The 21111-nt window shown below is 70.5% G+C and carries 24 protein-coding genes; 19 read left to right on the top strand and 5 right to left on the bottom strand.

The genetic code is table 11. The features are described from left to right. Positions 1 to 11: 11 nt before the first annotated feature. Both ASF41_RS06495 and ASF41_RS06490 read right to left on the bottom strand, forming a co-directional pair. A complete protein-coding gene (locus tag ASF41_RS06495) occupies positions 12 to 1058 on the bottom strand; it encodes a GNAT family N-acetyltransferase (RefSeq protein WP_056491777.1) in 1047 nt (348 codons plus the stop codon). A gap of 215 nt (positions 1059 to 1273) precedes the next feature. Further along, the gene (locus tag ASF41_RS06490) at positions 1274 to 1708 is read right to left on the bottom strand and encodes a DUF2267 domain-containing protein (protein WP_274534728.1); all 435 of its coding nucleotides are present in this window, start codon (positions 1706 to 1708) and stop codon (positions 1274 to 1276) included. A 148-nt stretch (positions 1709 to 1856) separates the two neighbouring features. On the opposite strand from ASF41_RS06490, the gene ASF41_RS06485 reads away from it, so the two are divergent. From ASF41_RS06485 to ASF41_RS06420, 14 genes are all read left to right on the top strand, one after another. Continuing rightward, positions 1857 to 3389 carry a helicase HerA-like domain-containing protein gene (locus ASF41_RS06485; protein ID WP_056491774.1) on the top strand — a complete coding sequence of 511 codons (1533 nt, stop codon included), beginning with the start codon at positions 1857 to 1859 and terminating at the stop codon, positions 3387 to 3389. 223 nt (positions 3390 to 3612) lie between these two features. Beyond that, positions 3613 to 3927 (top strand): 50S ribosomal protein L21, encoded by a 315-nt coding sequence (rplU, locus tag ASF41_RS06480; RefSeq protein ID WP_056215136.1) that lies wholly within the window; start codon positions 3613 to 3615, stop codon positions 3925 to 3927. A gap of 39 nt (positions 3928 to 3966) precedes the next feature. Beyond that, complete coding sequence (gene rpmA, locus ASF41_RS06475; RefSeq protein WP_056179428.1) at positions 3967 to 4233, top strand: 50S ribosomal protein L27; 267 nt, start codon at positions 3967 to 3969, stop codon at positions 4231 to 4233. 149 nt (positions 4234 to 4382) lie between these two features. Continuing rightward, a complete protein-coding gene (gene obgE / locus ASF41_RS06470) occupies positions 4383 to 5417 on the top strand; it encodes a GTPase ObgE (protein ID WP_055947820.1) in 1035 nt (344 codons plus the stop codon). A gap of 76 nt (positions 5418 to 5493) precedes the next feature. After that, the gene (proB, locus tag ASF41_RS06465; RefSeq protein WP_056215418.1) at positions 5494 to 6630 is read left to right on the top strand and encodes a glutamate 5-kinase; all 1137 of its coding nucleotides are present in this window, start codon (positions 5494 to 5496) and stop codon (positions 6628 to 6630) included. A 108-nt stretch (positions 6631 to 6738) separates the two neighbouring features. Next, positions 6739 to 8037 carry a glutamate-5-semialdehyde dehydrogenase gene (locus tag ASF41_RS06460; protein WP_056215424.1) on the top strand — a complete coding sequence of 433 codons (1299 nt, stop codon included), beginning with the start codon at positions 6739 to 6741 and terminating at the stop codon, positions 8035 to 8037. 30 nt (positions 8038 to 8067) lie between these two features. Beyond that, complete coding sequence (locus ASF41_RS06455) at positions 8068 to 8691, top strand: nicotinate-nucleotide adenylyltransferase (protein WP_056381394.1); 624 nt, start codon at positions 8068 to 8070, stop codon at positions 8689 to 8691. A 63-nt stretch (positions 8692 to 8754) separates the two neighbouring features. Next, on the top strand, positions 8755 to 9198 hold the full coding sequence (gene rsfS / locus ASF41_RS06450) for a ribosome silencing factor (protein WP_082501367.1): 444 nt from the start codon (positions 8755 to 8757) through the stop codon (positions 9196 to 9198). Between the two features lie 16 nt (positions 9199 to 9214). After that, on the top strand, positions 9215 to 9715 hold the full coding sequence (gene rlmH / locus ASF41_RS06445) for a 23S rRNA (pseudouridine(1915)-N(3))-methyltransferase RlmH (protein WP_056381396.1): 501 nt from the start codon (positions 9215 to 9217) through the stop codon (positions 9713 to 9715). 29 nt (positions 9716 to 9744) lie between these two features. Further along, entirely contained in the window at positions 9745 to 11067 is a 1323-nt protein-coding gene (locus ASF41_RS06440; protein WP_244476451.1) for a murein hydrolase activator EnvC, read from the top strand. Continuing rightward, a complete protein-coding gene (locus ASF41_RS06435) occupies positions 11067 to 12389 on the top strand; it encodes a S41 family peptidase (RefSeq protein WP_056215148.1) in 1323 nt (440 codons plus the stop codon). The genes ASF41_RS06440 and ASF41_RS06435 overlap by 1 nt, the downstream gene beginning before the upstream one ends. Before the next feature lie 132 nt (positions 12390 to 12521). Continuing rightward, on the top strand, positions 12522 to 13736 hold the full coding sequence (locus tag ASF41_RS06430; RefSeq protein WP_407067260.1) for a divergent polysaccharide deacetylase family protein: 1215 nt from the start codon (positions 12522 to 12524) through the stop codon (positions 13734 to 13736). A 92-nt stretch (positions 13737 to 13828) separates the two neighbouring features. After that, positions 13829 to 14386: an RNA pyrophosphohydrolase gene (locus ASF41_RS06425; protein ID WP_056491823.1), complete on the top strand. Its 558-nt coding sequence runs from the start codon at positions 13829 to 13831 to the stop codon at positions 14384 to 14386. A 14-nt stretch (positions 14387 to 14400) separates the two neighbouring features. Next, on the top strand, positions 14401 to 15012 hold the full coding sequence (locus tag ASF41_RS06420) for a DUF2939 domain-containing protein (RefSeq protein ID WP_056215156.1): 612 nt from the start codon (positions 14401 to 14403) through the stop codon (positions 15010 to 15012). A 14-nt stretch (positions 15013 to 15026) separates the two neighbouring features. Here the strand turns inward: ASF41_RS06420 and ASF41_RS06415 are convergent, their stop codons facing one another. Genes ASF41_RS06415 through ASF41_RS06405 form a run of 3 tightly spaced genes read right to left on the bottom strand, consistent with a single transcriptional unit; the run spans position 15027 to position 17001 of the window. Further along, positions 15027 to 16103 carry an ROK family protein gene (locus ASF41_RS06415; protein ID WP_056215160.1) on the bottom strand — a complete coding sequence of 359 codons (1077 nt, stop codon included), beginning with the start codon at positions 16101 to 16103 and terminating at the stop codon, positions 15027 to 15029. Positions 16104 to 16158: 55 nt separating this feature from the next. Next, positions 16159 to 16521, bottom strand: a complete 363-nt coding sequence (locus ASF41_RS06410; RefSeq protein WP_056215163.1) for a hypothetical protein — start codon at positions 16519 to 16521, stop codon at positions 16159 to 16161. A gap of 51 nt (positions 16522 to 16572) precedes the next feature. Then, entirely contained in the window at positions 16573 to 17001 is a 429-nt protein-coding gene (locus ASF41_RS06405) for a response regulator (RefSeq protein ID WP_056215166.1), read from the bottom strand. 168 nt (positions 17002 to 17169) lie between these two features. Here ASF41_RS06405 and ASF41_RS06400 point away from each other — a divergent pair, with 168 nt between their 5' ends. The 5 genes from ASF41_RS06400 to ASF41_RS06380 all read left to right on the top strand — a co-directional run bounded on the left by ASF41_RS06400 (position 17170) and on the right by ASF41_RS06380 (position 21111). Beyond that, complete coding sequence (locus tag ASF41_RS06400; protein ID WP_056215171.1) at positions 17170 to 17859, top strand: YoaK family protein; 690 nt, start codon at positions 17170 to 17172, stop codon at positions 17857 to 17859. Positions 17860 to 17872: 13 nt separating this feature from the next. Further along, positions 17873 to 18874 carry a WD40 repeat domain-containing protein gene (locus ASF41_RS06395; protein ID WP_056491768.1) on the top strand — a complete coding sequence of 334 codons (1002 nt, stop codon included), beginning with the start codon at positions 17873 to 17875 and terminating at the stop codon, positions 18872 to 18874. A 5-nt stretch (positions 18875 to 18879) separates the two neighbouring features. Beyond that, positions 18880 to 19167, top strand: coding sequence for a hypothetical protein (locus ASF41_RS06390; protein ID WP_056491765.1), 288 nt, complete (start codon positions 18880 to 18882; stop codon positions 19165 to 19167). 67 nt (positions 19168 to 19234) lie between these two features. Beyond that, the gene (locus ASF41_RS06385; protein ID WP_056491762.1) at positions 19235 to 19762 is read left to right on the top strand and encodes a DUF2937 family protein; all 528 of its coding nucleotides are present in this window, start codon (positions 19235 to 19237) and stop codon (positions 19760 to 19762) included. Positions 19763 to 19872: 110 nt separating this feature from the next. Further along, the gene (locus ASF41_RS06380; RefSeq protein WP_056491760.1) at positions 19873 to 21111 is read left to right on the top strand and encodes a hypothetical protein; all 1239 of its coding nucleotides are present in this window, start codon (positions 19873 to 19875) and stop codon (positions 21109 to 21111) included.

The following is a 21111-nucleotide window of genomic DNA, read 5'->3' as shown; positions in this document are numbered from 1 at the left end:
CCGATGGGCCGTCAGGCGGCCCTGCGGTTCGCCGCCGGTCCGAAATGGTCGCGGTAGCGCTCCGCGATGGCCGAGACGGGCAGCACCACGAAGACGTCCGTGGTGCCGAACTGATGGTCCACCACGGCCCCGTCGCCGAAGGTGGCGCCGACGCGCAGGTAGCCCTTGATCAGCGGCGGCAGCGCCTGCAGCGCCGCCTTGGGATCCACGGCCTCGCGCGCGAGGCGGTCCATGGGGACGTAGCGCTCGGGCAGGGCGCGGGCGCACCAGCCCTCCGCGGCGCGGGCATGGTGGTGCAGGAAGCTCAGGGGGAGGGCGAGGCGGTCGGGGTCGGTTCCCTCCAGGCTGGCGCAGCCCAGCATGGCGTCGATGCGGTGGTGCTGGACATAGGCCCAGATTCCGGCCCAGAGCAGTTCCACCGTCCGCTTCGTCCGGTAGGGCTTCAACACGCAGGAGCGCCCGAGTTCGAGGAAGCGCGCCCCCGGATTGGCCGCCATCATCGGGGCGATGTCGTACTCGCCTGCGGTGTAGAAGCCGAAGTGGCTGTCGGCCGCTTCCTGGCGCAGAAGCCGATAGGTGCCGACCACCTTCGGCCGGGCCCGGCGGAAGGGCTTGGTGGCGAAGGGCGTGGTGTTCACGGCCGCGTGATCGATGACGAGGAGGTGGTCGCAGACCGCGTCGTAATCGTCGATGTCCCGGCGCGACAGCATCGCGAAGCCGCTCGGGACCGCCGACATCTCCTCGTAGAACACCCGGTAGCGCAGGCGCTGGGCCCGCCGGATCTCCGCGACGGTGGTGGCGAGGCGGACCTCTAGGGTGCCGATCCGGCCGAGGGTCGGGGCGAGGCCTGGCGCGGCCAGGGGCTTCTTCAGGCGGGGCTTGAACCGGATCGGCGCCGCCCCGGGCGGGAGCAGCAGACCGCGGGGATGGAAGGCCGGCAGGCCGCCGCGTCCCGCTTCGGCGGTGCGCTGCTTCAGCCGGGCGAAGGGGGCGTGCACATGCGCCTCCCAGCCATTGAGCCACGCCATGGAGGCATCGCGCGCGAAGTTCGGGACCATCGTCCAATCCGCCCTGTCGGGACACCGAGGCGGCTCCGCGGGAGCCCCTGGCCTCGTGCCTTCGGGACGTCACAACATCACGAAGCCCACACGCTTTTATGACACGGATTGCCGTTTAGCGAGAGAGGTTTGCAACGGGAAGGACCCGGCAGCTCGGCGATCGCCCGATGGGTAGTCGCCGAAGGACCGGGCCCGCCGATCGCACACGAATGAATTCAGACGAACTGGTTCAAGCCCGGGATCGAGCCGACGATCGGTCCCATCACGTCCTCTCCGGCCTTCTCGCGGCCGTAGGCGAACAGTTCCTGGCCGAGGGGCTGCATCTGGCCCATCGGCACACCGGCCGACATCAGCTTCTGGCCCAGCGCCATGACGCCGCCGCCGCCCATCATGCCGCCCAGCATGCCCATCAGGCCGCCGCCGCCTTCGCCGGCATTGGCCTCGGCGATCGTGGTCTCGGATCCCGGCAGGGCGCTGAGCAGCTGGCTCACCTCGGTGGCGGGCCCCTCCTTCTGGAGGAAGGCCAGGATATGGCCGATGGCGGTCTGGGCCGTGGCGGCGTCGAGGCCGGTTCGGTTCGTCACGCGGGCGATCAACTCTTCCATCTCAAACGGGCTCCTGGGTGGCCGGGTGTTCCGCGCGGCCGGGATTGCTGCTCGGTCGGGATGTTGTCCTTCCGGCCTCGTCGCCCCGAAATCAAGGCCGGCCCGCGAAGCGCTGGAAAATGCCGCGGTCGCGGCCCATAACCCTCACGGTCGATGCCGCCGCGCCCAGGCCGGCGAAGAGGAACGGACGGTCATGCAGGACGATGGCACGATCCTGGTCGGCAAGGCGCCGCTGAAGGACGGCAGCCTGAAGCCCGAGGGGCTGACCCTCCGGCTCGCCAATCGCCACGGCCTCGTGGCGGGGGCCACCGGCACCGGCAAGACCGTGACCCTGCAGGTCATGGCGGAAGGGTTCTCCAACGCCGGCGTCCCCGTCTTCGCCGCCGACATCAAGGGGGATCTCTCGGGCCTCGCGGCGGCCGGGGAATCCAAGCCGGTCTTCGTCGGGCGCGCTGCGGAACTGGGGATCCCCTACGAGCCCGACCGGTTCCCGACGGTGTTCTGGGACCTGTTCGGAGATCAGGGCCATCCGATCCGCTGCACCGTCATCGAAATGGGGCCGTTGCTGCTCGCGCGCCTGCTGGAGCTCAACGACACCCAGGAGGGCGTCCTCAACATCGCCTTCCGGGTCGCCGACGACAACAAGTGGCCGGTCCTCGACCTCAAGGATCTGCGGGCCCTGCTTCTCTACCTCACCGAGAACCTGAAGGCGGTCTCGGGCCAGTACGGCAACGTCTCGGCGGCCTCCGTGGGCGCCATCCAGCGCCAGCTCCTGATGCTCGAGAGCCAGGGAGCGGACCGCTTCTTCGGAGAGCCGGCCCTCGACCTCAACGACTTCATGCGGGTGGACCGCGAGGGCCGGGGCATCGTCAACATCCTGGCCGCCGACAAGCTGATGCAACGGCCTCGGCTCTACGCCTCGTTCCTGCTCTGGATGCTCTCCGAGCTGTTCGAGCAGCTGCCCGAGGTCGGCGACCTCGACAAGCCGAAGCTGGTGTTCTTCTTCGACGAGGCGCACCTCCTGTTCGACGACGCCCCGAAGGCCCTCCTCGACGCGGTGGAGCAGGTGGTGCGCCTGATCCGCTCGAAGGGCGTCGGCGTCTACTTCGTGACGCAGAATCCCCTGGACGTACCGGAATCGGTCCTCGGCCAGCTCGGCAACCGGGTGCAGCACGCCCTGCGCGCCTTCACGCCCCGCGACCAGCGCGCCGTGAAGGCCGCGGCCGAGACCTTCCGCCAGAATCCCGGTTTCGACGTCGCCAAGGCCATCACCGAGCTCGGCGTCGGCGAGGCCCTCGTCTCGTTCCTGGAAGCGAAAGGCACGCCTTCGGTCGTCGAGCGCGCCCTGATCGCCCCGCCCCAGGGCCGCGTCGGCCCCATCACCCCGGCCGAGCGCGCCGAGCTCCTGGCGAAGAGCCCGGTGCGCGGCAAGTACGACCAAGCGGTCGATAACGAGAGCGCCTACGAGATGCTGGCCGCCCGCAAGGGCCTCGACGGCGGAGCGGACGGGGCCCAGGCCGCCGAGGGGAGCCTGGGCGGAATGCTCGGCGGCTGGCTCGGGGGCGTCCTTGGCGGCAAGCGCGCCGGTAAGGGCGGCCGCCGGCCGGCCCCCGGCCTCGCCGAGCAGGTGCTCGGCAACGCCGCCCGCTCGATGGCCCGCAAGGTCGGGACCGAGGTGGGCAACGCGATCCTGCGGAACGTGCTGGGCGGCCTGACGAAGCGGTAGCTTGTCGGGCGCCGACGCTTCGCGCCCGCATTGACAAATCACCCCGTCCCCGCCTATCCACCGCCTCTCGCGCGGCTTCCTCGACGAAGTCCGCGCGTTTCGCGTTCGCGCTCGGCCCAGGCAGCAAGCCCCGATCCGGTGTCGCGGATGACCTGAACAAGAAGACGGTCCAGGCTCGCTTCGCGGCGAGCGGGAGACCGGCAGAGAACACGAAGAGAGAACGATGTTCGCAGTCATCAAGACGGGCGGCAAGCAGTATCGCGTCGCCGCCAACGACACCATCACGATCGCCACCCTCGCGGGCGAGGCCGGTTCGGCCGTCACCTTCGGTGACGTGCTCCTGTTCACGAACGGCGAAGGCGCCACTCAGGTCGGCGCGCCGCTGCTCTCGGGCATCAGCGTCACCGGCGAGATCGTCAGCCACGGCCGCGACGCGAAGGTCATCGCCTTCAAGAAGCGCCGCCGCCAGAACTCCCGCCGCAAGCGGGGCCACCGCCAGCATCACACGGTGGTCCGCATCACCGGCATCAGCGCCTGACGATCCGACCTGAGATCCAAGAATTCGGAGTAACTCCCCATGGCTCATAAAAAAGCAGGCGGCTCGTCCCGCAACGGCCGCGACTCGGCCGGCCAGCGCCTCGGCGTGAAGAAGTTCGGTTCGGAAGCCGTCATTCCGGGCAACATCATCGTGCGCCAGCGCGGCACCAAGTGGCATCCCGGCACCAATGTCGGCATCGGCACGGACCACACCCTGTTCGCCAAGGCCGCCGGCCGGGTGCTGTTCGAGACGAAGCGCGGTCGCGCTTTCGTTACCGTCGTGCCGATGCAGGAAGCCGCCGAGTAAGGCGCCGAGCCAGGGCCTTCCGCCAGGCGGGCCCGACCACCAGATGATCCCGGGGAAGATGGGAAACCGTCTTCCCCGTTGTCGTTTCTCCTCCTGACGTTTCGGTCGCGCGCTCGCGCCCCGAGAGCCAACCTGACCTGAGTCCGCCCGTGAAATTTCTCGACGAAGCCAAGGTCTATGTCCGCTCCGGCGACGGTGGCGCCGGCTGCGTGGCTTTCCGCCGTGAAAAGTTCATCGAGTTCGGCGGACCGAACGGCGGCGACGGCGGGCGTGGCGGCGACGTCTGGGTCGAGTGCGTCGACGGCCTCAACACCCTGATCGACTACCGCTACCAGCAGCACTTCAAGGCCAAGAAGGGCGAGCACGGCATGGGCTCGAACCGCCATGGGGCCAACGGTGCCGACGTGGTTCTGAAGGTGCCGGCCGGCACCGAGATCCTGGCCGAGGACGGCGAGACCCTGATCGCCGACATGACCCATGTCGGCCAGCGTGTACGTCTCGCCAAGGGCGGCAACGGCGGCTTCGGCAACGCCTACTTTACCACCTCGACCAACCGCGCCCCGAAGCATGCCAACCCGGGCCTGGAAGGCCACGAGCAATGGGTCTGGCTGCGCCTGAAACTCATCGCGGATGCGGGTCTCGTCGGGCTGCCGAACGCCGGCAAGTCGACCTTTCTCGCCACCGTAACGGCGGCCAAGCCCAAGATTGCCGACTACCCCTTCACGACGCTGCACCCGGGCCTCGGCGTGGTGCGCTCCGACGAGCGTGAGTTCGTTCTCGCCGACATCCCAGGCCTGATCGAGGGCGCCCATGACGGCGTCGGCCTCGGCGACAAGTTCCTCGCCCATGTGGAGCGCTGCCGGGTGCTGCTGCACCTCGTCGAAGCCACCAATGAACATGCGGGCCAGACCTACAAGCTCGTCCGGCGCGAGCTCGAAGCATACGGCCACGGCCTCGACGAGAAGCCCGAGATCGTGGCGCTCTCGAAGGCCGACGTCGTTGATCCGGATGTGCTCAAGGAGCAGGTCGCGCGCCTGAAGCGTGCCTCGAAGAAGAAGCCGCTCATCCTGTCCTCGGCCACCGGCCTCGGCGTGCAGGACGCCCTGCGGGCGCTCGCCCGGGAGATGGACGCCGCCAAGCTCGCCGAGGCCGAGGCGCGGCCGGCGGAGGCGTGGCAACCCTGAGGAGGGGCAACCCGGTCTTGTGCGGCGGGCAACCGGTCGTCACAAGCGCTCCATCGTCCTCTCGCCGACGCTTCCGATGACCTCCGCCGTTCAGCCCCCCAATCTCCAAGATTTCCGTCGCATCGTCATCAAGGTCGGTTCGGCCCTCCTGGTCGACCGGACGCGCGGGCGCCTGCGCCATGCCTGGTTGAGTGCGCTCGCCGAGGACATCGCCGACCTTCATGCGAGCGGCGCCGACGTGCTGGTCGTCTCCTCCGGGGCCATCGCCCTGGGACGCACGGTGCTGGGCTACCCGCCCGGAACTCTGCGCCTGGAGGAGAGCCAGGCGGCGGCGGCCGTCGGACAGATCGCCCTGGCGCGGCACTGGTCCGAAGCTCTGGGCCATCACGGCATCGCCGCCGGCCAGATCCTGGTGACGCCGCAGGACACCGAGGAGCGTCGGCGCTACCTGAATGCCCGCGCCACGGTCCTGAAGCTCCTCGAGGTGCGCGCCGTACCCGTCGTGAACGAGAACGACACGGTGGCCACCAGCGAGATCCGCTACGGCGACAACGATCGCCTGGCTGCCCGCGTCGCCACAATGATCGGGGCCGACGTGCTGGTGCTGTTCTCGGACATCGACGGGCTCTACACCGCGCCCCCGCACACCGATCCGGCGGCCCGCCACCTGCCCCTGATCGAGCGGATCACCCCCGAGATCGAGGCCATGGCGGGTGGGCCGGCCTCGGAACTCTCCCGCGGCGGGATGCGCACCAAGGTCGAGGCGGCCAAGATCGCCGCGAGCGGCGGCACCCACATGATCATCGCCGACGGGCGCGAGAAGAATCCCCTGCGCACCATCCTCCGGGGCGGGCGCTGCAGTTGGTTCCTGTCCGGCTCGAACCCCGTCACCGCCCGCAAAAGCTGGATCGCCGGCTCCCTGGAGCCGCGTGGCATCCTCACGGTCGACGCCGGCGCGGCGCGGGCCCTCCAGGGCGGCGCGAGCCTGCTGCCCGTAGGCGTGACGAAAGTCCAGGGCGGCTTCGGCCGCGGCGACGCGGTGGTGATCCGCGACGAGGCCGGGCGCATCCTCGGGCGCGGGCTCGTGGCCTATGACAGCGATCAGGCCCTGCGCATCATCGGCCGGCCGAGCCGGGAGATCGCGGACCTCCTCACCCATCCGGGTCGGGCCGAGATGGTCCACCGCGACGACCTCGCTATGGTGTGGGAATAGCAGCTCTGTCAGCGGCGATGCTTGTTGAGACGGTATCCGGCATGGCATGACGGGCGGGAACACATAGCGGCCGCGCCCCTTTCCGCGACGGTCGCGAGGATGAAGGCCGTGCCCGTTCTGAACCTGCGAACCGATTTTGCGCCCCCCGGCGATCTCTCTGAGGAGATGAACGCCATCGGCCGGCGCGCCCGCGCCGCCGCCCGCCAGATCGCCCTCGCGCCAGCTCAGACCAAGGACACGGCCCTGCGCCTGATCTCCGAGCGCCTGCGCGCCGAGCGCGACGTCATCCTGGCCGAGAACATCCTTGACGTTGAGGCGGCTCGTGCTGCCGGCCAGACCCAGGCGCTCATCGACCGCCTCACCCTCGATCCGGGCCGTCTCAACGGCATCGCGGACGCTGTGGCCAAGATTGGCGCTCTGCCAGATCCCGTCGGACGTCAGGTCGCGGCCTTCGAGCGGCCCAACGGCCTGCTCATCGAGCGCATCGCCGTCCCGCTTGGCGTGATCGGCGTCATCTTCGAGAGCCGGCCCAACGTGACCGCCGATGCCGGTGCGCTCTGCCTGAAGGCCGGCAACGCCGCAATCCTGCGGGCGGGCTCGGACAGTCACCGTTCCGCCATGGCCATCGCCCGCGTCATGCGCGCCGGGCTCGATGCCGCCGGCCTCCCGGCCGACGCCATACAGATCGTGCCGACCCGCGACCGCGCCGCGGTGGGAGCGATGCTCACCGGCCTCGACGGGGGCATCGATGTCATCGTGCCCCGTGGTGGGCGCGGCCTGGTGGAACGCGTGCAGGCGGAGGCCCGGGTTCCGGTCTTCGCCCATCTCGACGGCATCTGCCACGTCTACGTGGCGGCCGGCGCCGACCTCGACATGGCCCGTACCGTTCTGCTCAACAGCAAGATGCGCCGCACCGGCATCTGTGGGGCCGCCGAGACCCTGCTCGTCGACCATGCCTGTGCCGACACGCACCTGGCCCCCCTCGTCTCCGCCCTCCTGGATGCCGGCTGTGCCGTGCGCGGTGACGCCGCTACCCAGGCGGTCGACGACCGGGTCACCGCCGCCAGCGAGGCGGACTGGCGCACCGAGTATCTTGACGCCATCATCTCGGTACGGGTTGTCGGCGGCCTCGACGCCGCGATCGAGCACATCGAGACCAACGGCTCGCACCACACCGACGCGATCGTCACCGACGACATGACCGAGGCGACCCGCTTCCTCGCCGAAGTCGACTCGGCGATCGTGACCCACAACGCCTCGACCCAGTTCGCCGATGGCGGCGAGTTCGGCTTCGGCGCAGAGATCGGCATCGCCACCGGACGGATGCACGCGCGCGGGCCGGTGGGTGTCGAGCAGCTGACGACCTTCAAGTATCGCGTCCACGGGAACGGGCAGACGCGTCCTTGACGCGGTCTCGCCTGACCCGACCGGGTCCCAATGCGCCTTGACGCATCGGGGCCGGTGCACCTGCCCCCCGTCGCGCCGGGCCTACGCATCGGCCTCTACGGTGGCTCGTTCAACCCGGCCCATCTCGGGCACCGGCATGTCAGTCTCGTCGCCCTGCGGCGGCTGAGCCTCGACCGCCTCTGGTGGATGGTGACGCCGGGCAATCCGCTGAAGGATCGGGGCGAACTCGCGGCCATCGACCGGCGGGTCGCCGAGGCGGACCGCGTCGCCGACCATCCACGCATCGACGTCACCGATTTCGAATCGCGGATCGGCGCGCGCTACACCCGCCAGACCCTGCGCTTCCTCACCCGCCGCAATCCATCGGTGCGCTTCGTCTGGATCATGGGTGCCGACAGCCTCGCGACATTTCACCGCTGGCAGGGATTTTCCGAGATCGCGCGCCTGATGCCGATCGCGATCATCGACCGGCCCGGCTTCACGCTGACGGCCCCGGCCGCCCGCGCCGCCCGGGCCCTGGCGCGCTGGCGTCTTCCCGAAGCGGAGGCGCCCACCCTGGTCGACAGGCCGGCCCCGGCCTGGGTCTACCTGCACGGGCCGCGCTCGACCCTCTCGTCGACGGCGCTGCGGGCCAGGACGGGGGACGGTGCCTAGGCCGGTCATGGAAAAGGCAAGAGCCACGTTCCACTTTATCCGCATACAGGGTACGATCACGGGATGACGATGGCGATTGCAGGAACCCAGACGCTGAACGACGCGGTCCATACCGGAGCCCCCGGCTCCGAAGACTCCACCAACCGGAAGATCGACGATCTCCGGAGCCTGGCTCTCGATTGCCTCGAGGACATGAAGGCCGAAGAGACGATCGAGATCGATCTGATGGGCCGGACCTCCCTGGCCGACACCATGATCATCACCTCCGGCCGCTCCCAGCGCCATGTCGGCGCCATCGCAGACCGGGTCCTGCAGGAGATGAAGTCGAAGGGGCTCGGCACTGCCCGCGTCGAGGGCCTCCCGGCCTGCGACTGGGTGCTCATCGATGCCGGCGACATCATCCTGCATATCTTCCGGCCGGAGGTGCGCGGCTTCTATAATCTCGAGAAGATGTGGGGCGCCGATCGGCCGACCAGCGATCGTCCCCTTTCCGCCGTCGCCGAGTGAGCGCCGGCACCGTTTCGTGCGCCTCCTCGTGGCGGCAGTCGGCCGCCTGAAGCCCGGACCCGAGCGCGACCTTGCCGCCCGCTACCGCGAACGGGCCGCACAGCTCGGGCGCGGCCTCGGATTCGCCGCCTGCGACATCGCCGAGATCCCCGAGAGCCGGGCCCGCCGCGCGCAGGACCGCGCCGTCGAGGAAGGAGCTGCGATCCTCGCCCATGCGGTCGCCGGCGTGGCGCTGGCGGTCTATGACGAGCGCGGCCGCGCCGATCTCACGAGCGAGACCATCGCGACGCGCGTCGGCGCCTGGCGCGATGCGGGCCGCTCCGTCCTCGTCCTCGCCATCGGGGGCGCCGACGGCCTGGACACCACCGTGCGGGACCGGGCCGAACTCAGCCTCTCGTTCGGAGCCGCCACCTTGCCGCACGGGCTTGTGCGCGTCCTCGCCCTGGAGCAGGTGTATCGCACGCTGACGATCCTTGCCGGCCACCCGTACCACCGCGGAAACCTCGACGAGCGATGAACCCGGCCACGCGACGCAGGCGAGACGGCATGAGGGGCGGCGTGCTGGCGCTCGTCCTCCTGGCGCCCCCGCTCCTCGCCGCGCCGGCCGCACTCCGCGCCGAGGAACCGGCGACGCCGGAGGCGGTTCAGAAGGCTCTCGAAGAGAAGACCCGTCGCGCCGAGAACCTCAGGCGCATCGAGGACGCCCTCACCGCCAGCACCGGGGCCCGCGCCAAGTACGAGGCGGAGATCGCCAGCATCGGCGGCGACCGGGCCAAGCTCAACACCGCGCTTCTGGACGCTGCGCGCCAGGCGCAGGCCACCGAGGTCCGGATGAGCCGGCTGGAGGAGCGCCTCAAGACGCTCGGTGCCAGCGAGGCGGCCTTGCGCCGCTCGCTGGATTCCCGCCGCGGCGTGATCGCGGAAATCCTGGCGGCCCTGCAGCGGATGGGGCGGCGGCCGCCCCCCGCCGTGCTGGTGCGGCCGGAAGACGTGCTCGCCGTGATCCGTACCTCGATGCTGCTCGGGGCCGTGGTGCCCGAACTGCGCGGTGAGGCCGAGACCCTTGCCGCCGACCTCTCCGAACTCGTGAGGCTGAAGGGCCTCATCGCAGCCGATCGCGAAGGATTGACCAACGATCTCGCGGGCTGGGCCCGCGAGCAGCAGCGCCTGAACGCCCTCATCGCCGCGCGCCGCACCCGTCAGGCCGAAGTCGAGAGCGGCCTCGCGGCCGAGCGGACCCGCACGGCCGAGCTGTCGGTACAGGCCCGCAGCCTCAAGGATCTCCTCGACCGGATGGAGGGGGAGGTCGCCTCCGCCCGCCGGGCCGCGGAGGAGGCCAAGGCCGCCGAGACCCGCGAGGCCCGGGCGACGCAGGAGCGCTTCGCTGCCGCCGGGGCCCGGGATCCTGCCCGGCTCTCGCCGAAGGTGCGCTTCGTCGACACCCGTGGCGACCTGCCGCGTCCGGTCAGCGGGGCGCTCCTGCGCAGCTTCAACCAGCCCGACGGCAACGGCGGCACCACCCGCGGCATATCGCTCGCGACACGGCCGAAGGCCGTGGTTTCGTCACCGGCCGATGGCTGGGTGTCCTTCGCCGGGCAGTTCCGCTCCTACGGGCGACTCTTGATCATCAACGCCGGCGATGGCTACTATCTGTTGTTGGCGGGGATGGACCAGATCAACGTCGAAGTCGGCCAGTTCGTGCTCGCGGGCGAGCCGGTGGCGGCGATGGGGGAGGGCGGTACCGGCGCCGATGCGGCAGCCGCGGATCGCGGCGATCCGGTCCTGTACGTAGAGTTCAGAAAAGACGGCGGCTCCATCGATCCGGAGCCTTGGTGGGCGAAAAGCCCCAGCGAGAAGGTTCGCGGATAATGCGCAAGGTTTCCCTCGTTCTGCTCGGCGCGTTCCTCGGCGTCGGGTCCTCCATGGTGGCGACCCAGACTCGACTGCTCTCGGGGACGAGCGCGGTCGCGGCCTCCGCGGAGACCTATCGTCAGCTCAGCCTGTTCGGCGACGTGTTCGAGAAGGTGCGCACCGACTACGTCGAGAAGCCCGACGAGGCGAAGCTGATCGAGGCGGCCGTCAACGGCATGCTGACCTCGCTTGATCCGCATTCGAGCTACATGGATGCCAAGAGCTTCCGCGACATGCAGGTGCAGACCCGCGGCGAGTTCGGCGGCCTCGGCATTGAGGTCACGATGGAAGACGGCCTGATCAAGGTCGTGACCCCGATCGACGACACGCCCGCCTCGAAGGCCGGTATCCTCACCAACGACGTCATCACGCAGATCGACGAGGATCAGGTCCAGGGTCTGACCCTGAATCAGGCCGTCGACAAGATGCGCGGCCCGGTGAACTCGCCGGTGAAGTTGAAGATCAGCCGCAAGGAGTCGAAGGACCCGATCGAGGTCACGCTCAACCGCGACGTGATCAAGATCAAGCCCGTGCGCTCCCGCGCCGAGGGCGGCGACGTCGGCTACATCCGCCTGACCCAGTTCAACGAGCAGACCTTCGACGGCCTGCGTGCGGCGATCGACAAGCTGAACACCGATATCGGCGCCGACAAGCTCAAGGGTTACGTGCTGGATCTCCGCAACAATCCAGGCGGTCTCCTCGACCAGGCCGTGATGGTGTCGGACGCCTTCCTCGACCGGGGCGAGATCGTGTCCACCCGCGGCCGCAACCCGGACGAGACGCAGCGCTTCTCGGCCAAGGCCGGCGACCTGACCAAGGGCAAGCCGATCGTCGTGCTGGTGAACGGCGGCTCGGCCTCGGCCTCCGAGATCGTGGCCGGCGCCCTGCAGGATCACAAGCGCGCCACGGTCCTCGGCACGCGCTCGTTCGGCAAGGGCTCGGTGCAGTCGATCATTCCGCTGGGCGGCAGCGGCGCCCTGCGTCTGACCACCGCCCGCTACTACACGCCGTCGGGCCGCTCCATCCAGGCCAAGGGCATCGAGCCGGACCAGGAGATCCTGCAGGAGGTGCCGGACGAGCTGAAGGGCAAGGACGAGACGAAGGGCGAGGCCGGCTTGAAGGGGCACCTGAAACAGAAGGACGTCGAAGAGCGCGGCGGTTCGTCCGCCTACGTCCCGCCGGACCCGGCCAAGGACAAGCAGCTCATTGCCGCTTTCGACTTCCTGCGTGGGATCCAGAAGGGCGCGGCCAACACGCCGAAGGCCGCCGTCCCGAACTGAGCGCGATCCGCGGCGCCTTAGCGAAGCGTTAACCATGGCGGCCCCCAATGTCGGTTCAGGACCGACGCTGGGGGCCGTGGCCGTTTCGGCCAGTCCCTCAGCGATCCCCGGTCCGGGAGCCTGGGGAAGCGGCTGCGCGTGGCCACCGACGACATCCTGACCCGTCCGCTCGGCGGCAAGCCGACCGCCGGCCAGCGTCTGCGGGCGCTGCGGCAGGTGCGGGTGACCGCCCCGATGGTGCTCGGCGGCCTCGTGGCGGGCTTCGTGCTCGGCGCCAGCATCCTCGTCGTGGCCGGGGATCCCGAGGGCGGCGAGCCCAGCGCCGTGGCGGTCATCGCGCTCCGCGAACCGGTCCTACCGGAGCCGGCCGTACAGGCATCGAAGCCCGAGGCCGCGAAATCCGGTCCAAGCAGCGCCAGCGACGTCGAGACCGCCTCCGGCGTCACCGTCGTTCGCCCGACGGGCACGGCCGCCCCCACCGATGCGGTGGTCATCCAGGTTCCGTCCACGACCCCGGTGAAGCTGAGCGCCGCTCCGGATCCGCGGCTCGTCGAACGCGGCCGCCACGGCAACATCCCCCGCCTCGGCGAGGGGCGCCTGCGCCCTCTCGACGTCTACGCACGGCCGGATCCCGGTGGTTCCGGGCCCCGCATCGCCATCCTGGTCTCGGGCCTCGGGATCGGCCAGGCGGCGACCGCCAGCGCTATCACCCGCCTGCCCCCGGCGATCAGCCTGGGCTTCGCGCCCTATGGCAGCGACCTCGAGCGGACCGTCGCCCGGGCCCGCGAGGCCGGACACGAGGCCCTGCTCCAAGTGCCCATGGAGCCCTTCGACTATCCCGACAGCGATCCTGGTCCCCAGACGCTTCTCACCAGCTCGCGCCCGCCGGAGAATCTCGATCGCCTGAGCTGGGTGATGAGCCGGTTCTCGGGCTTCGTCGGCATCGTCAACTACATGGGTGCGAAGCTCACCAGCGATCCGGCTGCCCTGGAGCCGGTCCTGCGCGAGATCGGGGCCCGGGGCCTCGGCTTCGTCGACGACGGCACCTCCCCGCGCTCGATCGCCCCCGCGCTGGCCGCCAAGGGGAAGGTGCCCTTCACCCGGGCCGAGATCGTCCTCGACGCCCTGGCGCGACCCGAGGCCATCGACCGGGAACTGGCCCGGCTCGAAGCGCAGGCGCGTCAGAAGGGTTTCGCCTTCGGCTCCGCCTCTGCCCTGCCGATGAGCATCGATCGAATCGCCCGCTGGGCCGCCGAGGCGGAGGCGCGCGGCATCCGCCTCGTTCCCGTCAGCGTCGCCCTGCGTGGGAGCGGCGCAAGTACCCGGCTCACCAGCGCAAAGCCCTGAGACATCCGGAGTAATGGATCGGGCCGGGCGACCCGGCTCGGAATTGCGCTGCGGCGCCGTTTCGTGCGTTGCGGCACATGCCCCGCCTGCCTATGGTCGCCGCCATGACCGCATCCCCGTTCGCCGACGGCGCCGACCTTCCCTACCGTCCCTGCGTCGGCATCACGCTGATCTCGCGCGCCGGTCTCGTCTTCATCGGGCGGCGGCGGGCCGATGCCGGGCCGGAGCACGTGGCGGACGGACGGGCCTGGCAGATGCCCCAGGGCGGGATCGACGAGGGGGAGGATCCGGAAGCGGCCGCCCTGCGGGAGCTGTACGAGGAGACCAACGTCTCGGCCGGCTCCGTGGTGCGCCTCGGCGAGACCCCGGGATGGCTCTCCTACGATCTGCCCCAGGAGGTGCTGAAGCAGGCCTGGAAGGGGCGTTACCGCGGCCAGACGCAGAAGTGGTTCGCCTTCGGCTTCCTCGGTTCGGACGACGAGATCGACGTCGCAACGCCGGGCAACGGTGCCTTCACGTCCGAGTTCGATGCCTGGCGCTGGGAGCCGATCGCCAGGTTGCCGGATCTGATCGTGCCCTTCAAGCGGCCGGTCTACGAAGGCGTGGTCGACGCTTTCTCCGGGTTCACGACGTGGCGCGTCCCGGCGTGACGGCCTGACGCCCGATGCGGTGGTGGTCGATCCCGATCCTCTTGGTGCTCGGCTGGTTCGCGTACACGCTGACGCCGCTCTGGGCGCTCTACGACATCGCCCGCGCGGTCCAGGCGCACGACACCGACTACATCACCCAGCACGTCAATTTCCGATCCCTGCGCCTCTCGGTGATCCGACAGGCCGCCGCGGCGGCCCAGGCGCGGGATCCCGCCGCGCCGGATGCGGAGCCCCGGGAGCGCCAGCGCATCGCCGAGGCCGCTGCGGCCCTGGCGATCCCGATCGCCGAGGCCCTGGTCACGCCCAGGACGGTCGTCGACCTCCTCGATGACGGGTGGCCGCAATCGGTAGAATTCGGCCGCGACGGGCCGGAGCAGAAATCGGGGGGCGGGGGCCTGCGGATCGAGACCCTGCGCCGGCTGATCCCGTTCTATCTCGCTTCCGAGATGCGGGGCTTCCGCACCGTGGTCGTCGGCGTGCCGCCGGAGGCGGGCCGGGACCGCCGCCTGCGGATCCGCCTGCGCCTGCGCGCCTGGACTTGGCGCATCGTCGACATCGAGCTGAACGACGAGCTGCGCGAGCGCATCGCCCAGGCCTTCGCGCGCACCGGCGCGAAGGCGCGCTGAGGCCGCCCCGGCGGCTAGATCTCGTCCTCCGTGCCGCGGTTGGTGAACCGAGCGTTGCCGAGGCCGGTGCCGATGGTGAGTACCCCCCATCGGGTCACGTCCGTCCGGTGCGGAACTTCGCTGAGGCCCTGCACCACGGCATCGTTGTGCATGACAACCATGGTCGGATGCTCGCCGATCCGGGGGATCGCCGCTGTCACCCGCTCGGCGAGATTGAAGTCACGGCCCTCCCAGTTGCCGGGCAGGTTCTGGCCCCCGCGATCGATCGTGCCGTCGGCTTCGATCATGCCGGGACAGCCGATGCCGACGAACGGAGCCAGCGTCAGGCTGGCGCGGTCCGCCCGGCGGATCAGGTCGCCGAGCATGCCCACGAGGCGCTCCACCGCTTCGTCGCGGCTCGGCATCGGGTCCTCGTCGCAATGGCGCCAGATCTCAGAGCGCCAGACCTCGCTGCGCGAGAGGTCCGCGGCCTTCCTCAGATTCGTGACCACGACGCCCGCGCGGATGTTGCTGCCGCCGATGTCGACGGCCAGCAGGCTGTCGTATCCGGAGAACATCCAGGAGGGCGCCAAGTGCACCGCGCCGATCAGGCCGCCCTCGTCGGGATGGTGCCGGATCGGTTCGAGGGTGATGCCGAGGCCCCCGGCGCGCAGAAGGTAGCCCGCCCGCGCGACCGCGAGGCGGCCGGCCCGGCTGTCGCTGAAGCCGCCGCCAACCACGATCGCCTGCGTTCCCTCCCAGCCGTCCTGGCCGAGGAAGAGGCGGGCCACGCGGGCGAGTTCCTGCGCGAAGTCCTCGATGGCGCTGAATACCACGCCCGCGGCGAGGGGATCCTCGCCGAGGAGGATCTGGTCGATGCGGCGCTTGGAGAAATCACAGCTCGCCTTGTCGCCCAAGGGATCGGCGCCCACGGCGCGCAGGCGCTCTCGGCACGCTTCCAGCATCTCGCGGAACGCAGACTTCGAAACCCGGTCGCCGATGAAGCCGTCGCCGTCCTTCAGCTCGATGTTGTAATCGTCGACCACCACCGACGGCAGCCGTTGCGCCGCGTGCGCGATGCCCGCCTCGCGGATCTGAGTGTCCTTCGCCATGCCGCTCCGCTTGCCCCTCGTCGTGTCGTTCTGCGCAGCTCAACGCACGGCGCGTTCATTTGGGCTTGGCGGTTTCGGCCGGGGCCGGCGCTTTCGGCTCGCGGGCCTCCATCAGGTCCTCGGCCTTGTCCTCGTCGGTATCGCCGCCGCGCTCGATGGTTTTCTCGGGGTTCGCGGCGAGGGCCCGCACGATCTCGACCAGGCGCTCGCACTCGGCGGCGTACTTGTAGGTCTCCAGCACGATGGCCGCGTCGCGCAGGGTGCGCAGGTCGCGCACTGTCTGCTTGTTGGCCGTCTCGCGCAGCTCGGCCTTGGCCGCGATGGCCTCCTCAAGCTTGGCGCCCTTCACGTCGCAGGCGGCCGAGGCCGTCGCCGTGCCGGCCAGGAGGACGAGGAGAGGGAGGAACAGATTGCGCATGGGAAGGCTCCGGGCTCCGGCGGCCGAACCCGCGCCGCGCGCGGTCCGGTCTCAACCGTGGTGGGGGTGGGGACGCAGGATCTCGTTGGCGAGGGCCACGAGATGGCTCAGGCGGTAGGGCTTCGGAACGAAGACGGATTGGGTGACGGCCTCGGCCTGCGAGAGGTGGCCGCGTCCACCGGAGGTGTAGACCACCGGCAGGTTCGGCAAGTAGCGGCGCGCGCGATGCGCCAGGGCGATCCCGTTCGTGTTGCGGGCCAGATCGATATCGGTGAAGAGCAGGTCGACGCGCTCCCGCGCCAGGATGTCCTCCGCCGCGTCGGCATCGGCGGCGGTGAGGACGCGGTAGCCCTCGTCGAGCAGCGCCTCGGCGGCGAGCTCGCAGACCATGGCTTCATCCTCGACCACCAGGACGGTCTCGGCGGCGGCGCGCGGGTTGAAGGCGGGATGGGCGGGAAAGGCGCAGGCGAAGGAAATCATGACGCAACTCCTACTCATCCGGCGTGAGCCCCTGGGGACCGAGCCGGATCGCAAGACAAACGGGTCGCCGAGGCGCATCGTTCGCCGCCGATCACTCCAATTGCGCGGACTTGGTAAGCGAAGCTTTAACCCTGCGGCGGTGCCGGTGAGCGGGTGCGCGTTGCGTCCATGACCCGTCCCTGGCATCTCGGCTTCGGCCTCGTCCTCACGGCCCTGGCCGGCTACGTGGACGCCCTTGGGTTCATCAGGCTCGGCGGCCTCTACACCTCGTTCATGAGCGGGAACACGACCCAGTTCGCGGTCTCCCTCGGGCACGGCGACCCGCACCACGCCCTTCTGCCGGCCCTGCTGATTGCGGCCTTCCTCACGGGCGGCATCTGCGGCGGCGGCCTCTCGGCCCTGACGCCCGCGCGCTGGGTCACCCCGGTCATCCTCGGCTTCGAGACCGCGATCGTCGGCGCCGCCTTCGAGGCCGCCACGGCCGCGCCGGATTCCGGCATCGCCTCGCTGATGCTGGCCTTGGCGATGGGCGCGCAGAACGCCGTGCTGTCCCATGTCCAGGGCTTCCGGGCCGGGACCACCTTCGTGACCGGCGCCCTGTTCGGGCTCGGCCAGAAGCTCGCCCTGGCGCTCGCCCGGCGCGGTGCGCGCACCGCCTGGATCGGCGACGGCGTCGTCTGGCTCGCGCTCCTCGTCGGATCCGTGGCCGGAACGGTCGCCTACGGAAAGCTGGCGTTGTATGCCCTCGCCATTCCCGCCGGCATCGCCGGCCTCCTCGCGCTCGTTGCGACGGTCCTGACGGCGCGTGGCGCCGGCGAAGGCCGCCGTCGCCAAGTGAGCCCGCGAGCCCCTGGTTGAGAGACCCGTTGCGATGAGTGCCCCCTCCCTCCTCGATCACGTGACGCCGCTGGCGGCCGGTGCCCACGTCACCGCCACGGTCTGGCTGAAGGACACCCTGGCCCTCGCCCTCGGGGACGGCGGCGTGCTCCTGGCCTCCGGCGCCGAACTCCGCCGGGTCGAGGCGCATCCGGAGGCCGGCATCTTGGTGGCGGCCGGCGACGGCCGCCGCCTCGTCACCGGCGGCGACGATGGCCGGGTGGTGGCGACCTCCGACGCGGGCGACGTCGTCGAGGTCGCCCGCGCAAAGAACGGTGCCTGGATCGACGCCCTTGCCCTGCATCCCGAGGGCGGTCTCGCCTATGCGGCCGGGCGCAATGTCGTCGCCCGCGACGCGAAGGGGCGGGAGAAGACCTTCGCGGCGCCCTCCACCGCCCGCGGCCTCGCCTTCGCGCCCAAGGGCTACCGTCTCGCGGTGGCGCACTACAACGGCGCCACCCTCTGGTACCCCAACCTCGACACCGCGCCCGACTTCATCGAGTGGAAGGGCTCGCATATCGACGTGACCTGGTCGCCGGACGGCCGGTTCGTCGTGACGACGATGCAAGAGAACTCCCTGCACGGCTGGCGTCTGCAACCCGACCGGGGCCACATGCGGATGTCAGGATACCCTGCGAAGGTGCGCTCGGTCTCCTGGTCGGGCGACGGACACTGGCTCGCGACCAGCGGCGCCGAGGCCGCCATCGTCTGGCCCTTTGACTCCAAGGAAGGCCCCACCGGCAAGGCACCCCGCGAGTGCGGCGTGCGGCCCGCCCGGGTCTCGCGGGTGGCGTTCCACCCCAAGGCCCTGGTCCTGGCCATCGGCTACGAGGACGGCTGCATCCTGCTCGTGCGCTTCGCCGACGCCTCGGAACTGCTGGTCCGGCCCGCGGTGAAGGGCAGCGCCATCTCGGCCCTGGCCTGGGATGGGCGCGGCAGCCGCCTCGCCTTCGGCTGCGCCGACGGGCAGGCCGGCCTCCTGACTCTCCCGGCCTGACCCCGATGGCTCTGTTCGGCTTCGGCAACCGCCGCCCGCCGGCGGATCAGGAGGCCCGCGCGGCGATCGTCGATTGGGTCCGCCGCTGCGGCGGTCTCGAAGAGGCCATCACCGTCAAGGCGAGCGAGATCGTTTGTGCCGACCCGGCCTGCCCGGGTATCGAGACCGTCATCCTGATCCTCGCCCCCGGGCTCCCGATCCGCGCCCTGAAGGTAGGCCGCCCCCTGCCCGAAGTGACCGAAGCGGACATCGCCGCGGCGTTCGCAGGGGAGGGGACGGCGTCGCAGGGCTGAGCGGGGCGCCGGAACCCGCCGCGCCGTCGGGCCCTTGTCCCCCATTGCCACCCGCGCGGAGAGGCCGGTGTTTCGCGTCCTACGCACCCTGGGGCTTGCCCTCGGACTCCTCGGCGGCGCGCTGGCGGCCCAGGCGCCGGAATTCGCCCAGCAATATGCCCAGCGGCTCGGCGGCACCCTGGACGAACTGCGCCGCGTGGTCTCCGGTTTTGAGGCTGATGCCGTTGCCACCGGCCGCAGTCGCGACGATGCGGTGGCACGCCTGCGCGGCGACGGCGACCCTCTCGTCGCCCGGCGCGGCGAGGCGGCGCGCCAGGATATCGTGCGCCTCGCCGCCCTTGAGCGGCAGCGCCGGGAGCTCGCGGAGGCCGGCGGCCCCCTCGGCCGCGTCGTGGCCCTGATGCGCGATCCCGACCTCGCCCTCGCGCGGGCCACCTACCAGGACTACACTCCGGCGATCCCCACAACCGTCGACGGCCTGACCGCCGGCCTGCTCGGCTTCCTGGCCACCTGGGCCGGCTGGCGCATCCTCGCCGATCTCGGTCGGTGGCTCCTGGCGGGTCGTGGCCGGCAGTCCATGACCCGACCGGCGTGAGGACGCGACTGTTGCCCGCCGTCTACAGCGCGGCTCCCGCGGCTGCACTAGGGTCTGACGGTTAGCGCGCGGGCCTCATCCTGGCGCCGTTTCACGGCCTCCTTCGAACCATGGCGCGCGTTCCTTCCACTTCGGTCGACCCAGCCATCGATGCCGCCGCCCTGTTGCGTCGCATCGGCTTCATCGGCCTGTTCGTGATCATGCCGGTGGCGGCGCAGGTCGCCCGCCGCGCGGTGGTCATCCTCGCGCCGATCTCCATCGCACTCCTGCTCCTGGCGAGCGCCATCGACGGCCGCGCGCGACCGGTCCGCCCGGCCTCCTCGCGCCTGCTGCGCTCGCCCGCCTTCCTGGCCGGCTGCCTGGTGATCCTCTGGTCGGCCCTGTCGCTGGTCTGGACGCCGTTTCTGAGCCTCGCCACCGAACGGCTGCTCAACGTCATCGCCACGCTTCTGATGACGATGGCGGCCTACCTCGCTCTGCCGGACCGCATGCGCTCGGCAAACCTCTATCTCCTGCCGGTGGGCGTGGCGGCGGCGGCCATCTTCGCCATCGGGCTTGGGCTCACGGGGCAGGGGCCGTTCGGACAGGGGCTCCTCGGACCCGACGAGGACGCGATCCTCGACCGGGGCCTGATCCTGCTCATCCTGTTCGTCTGGCCGGCCGTCTCGTGGCTCCGCTCGCGCGGGCGCAACAGCGAGGCCCTCGGGCTCGCCCTGCTCGTCTCGGTCGCACTCCTGGTCTCGCCCGGCCCGACAACCCTGGTCGCCTTGGCGCTGGGTGCGGTCGCCTTCGCGCTCGCGGCCTTCCGGCCCATGCTCGCGCCGCGCCTCCTCGGCGTCACGGCGGCCACCCTGCTGGTGTTGGGACCGGTCCTGCCCTTCATCGCCCGGCCGATCGGTGCGACGGTGTTCGGCGGGCGTGCGCCCGGCGTCCTGAGCCTCAAGGCTTGGCAGACCATCGTGACCAGCGAACCGCTGCGGCTCGTCACCGGGCACGGCCTCGAGACGGCCCTGCGAGGTCGTTACGTCAACTTGTTGCCGATGAACGCGCCGCGGACCCTGCTGTTCGAGCTCTGGTACGAACTCGGCCTCGTCGGGGCCTTCGCGGCTGCCTTCGCCCTGCACGCCGCGATCCGCCGCGCGGGTCGAGAGGCATCGGTGCTGGTGCCCGGCGCCATGGCGGCCTTCGCCTCGGCCTTCCTCATCGCCTGCATCGGCGTCGGGATGACGGTGATGTGGTGGCTCACCACCCTGGCGCTCGCGGTCCTGGTTTTCGTCGCGGTGGAGCGCGGGCAGTTCCGCACCCGCCGGCCCAAGGCCAGCCTGTTGCCGTCCGCCCAGAAGGCCTGA

Origin of the sequence: Methylobacterium sp. Leaf111 (assembly GCF_001423285.1) — a bacterium.
Classification (GTDB): domain Bacteria; phylum Pseudomonadota; class Alphaproteobacteria; order Rhizobiales; family Beijerinckiaceae; genus Methylobacterium.
This window is presented reverse-complemented; position numbering and strand designations above follow the sequence as displayed.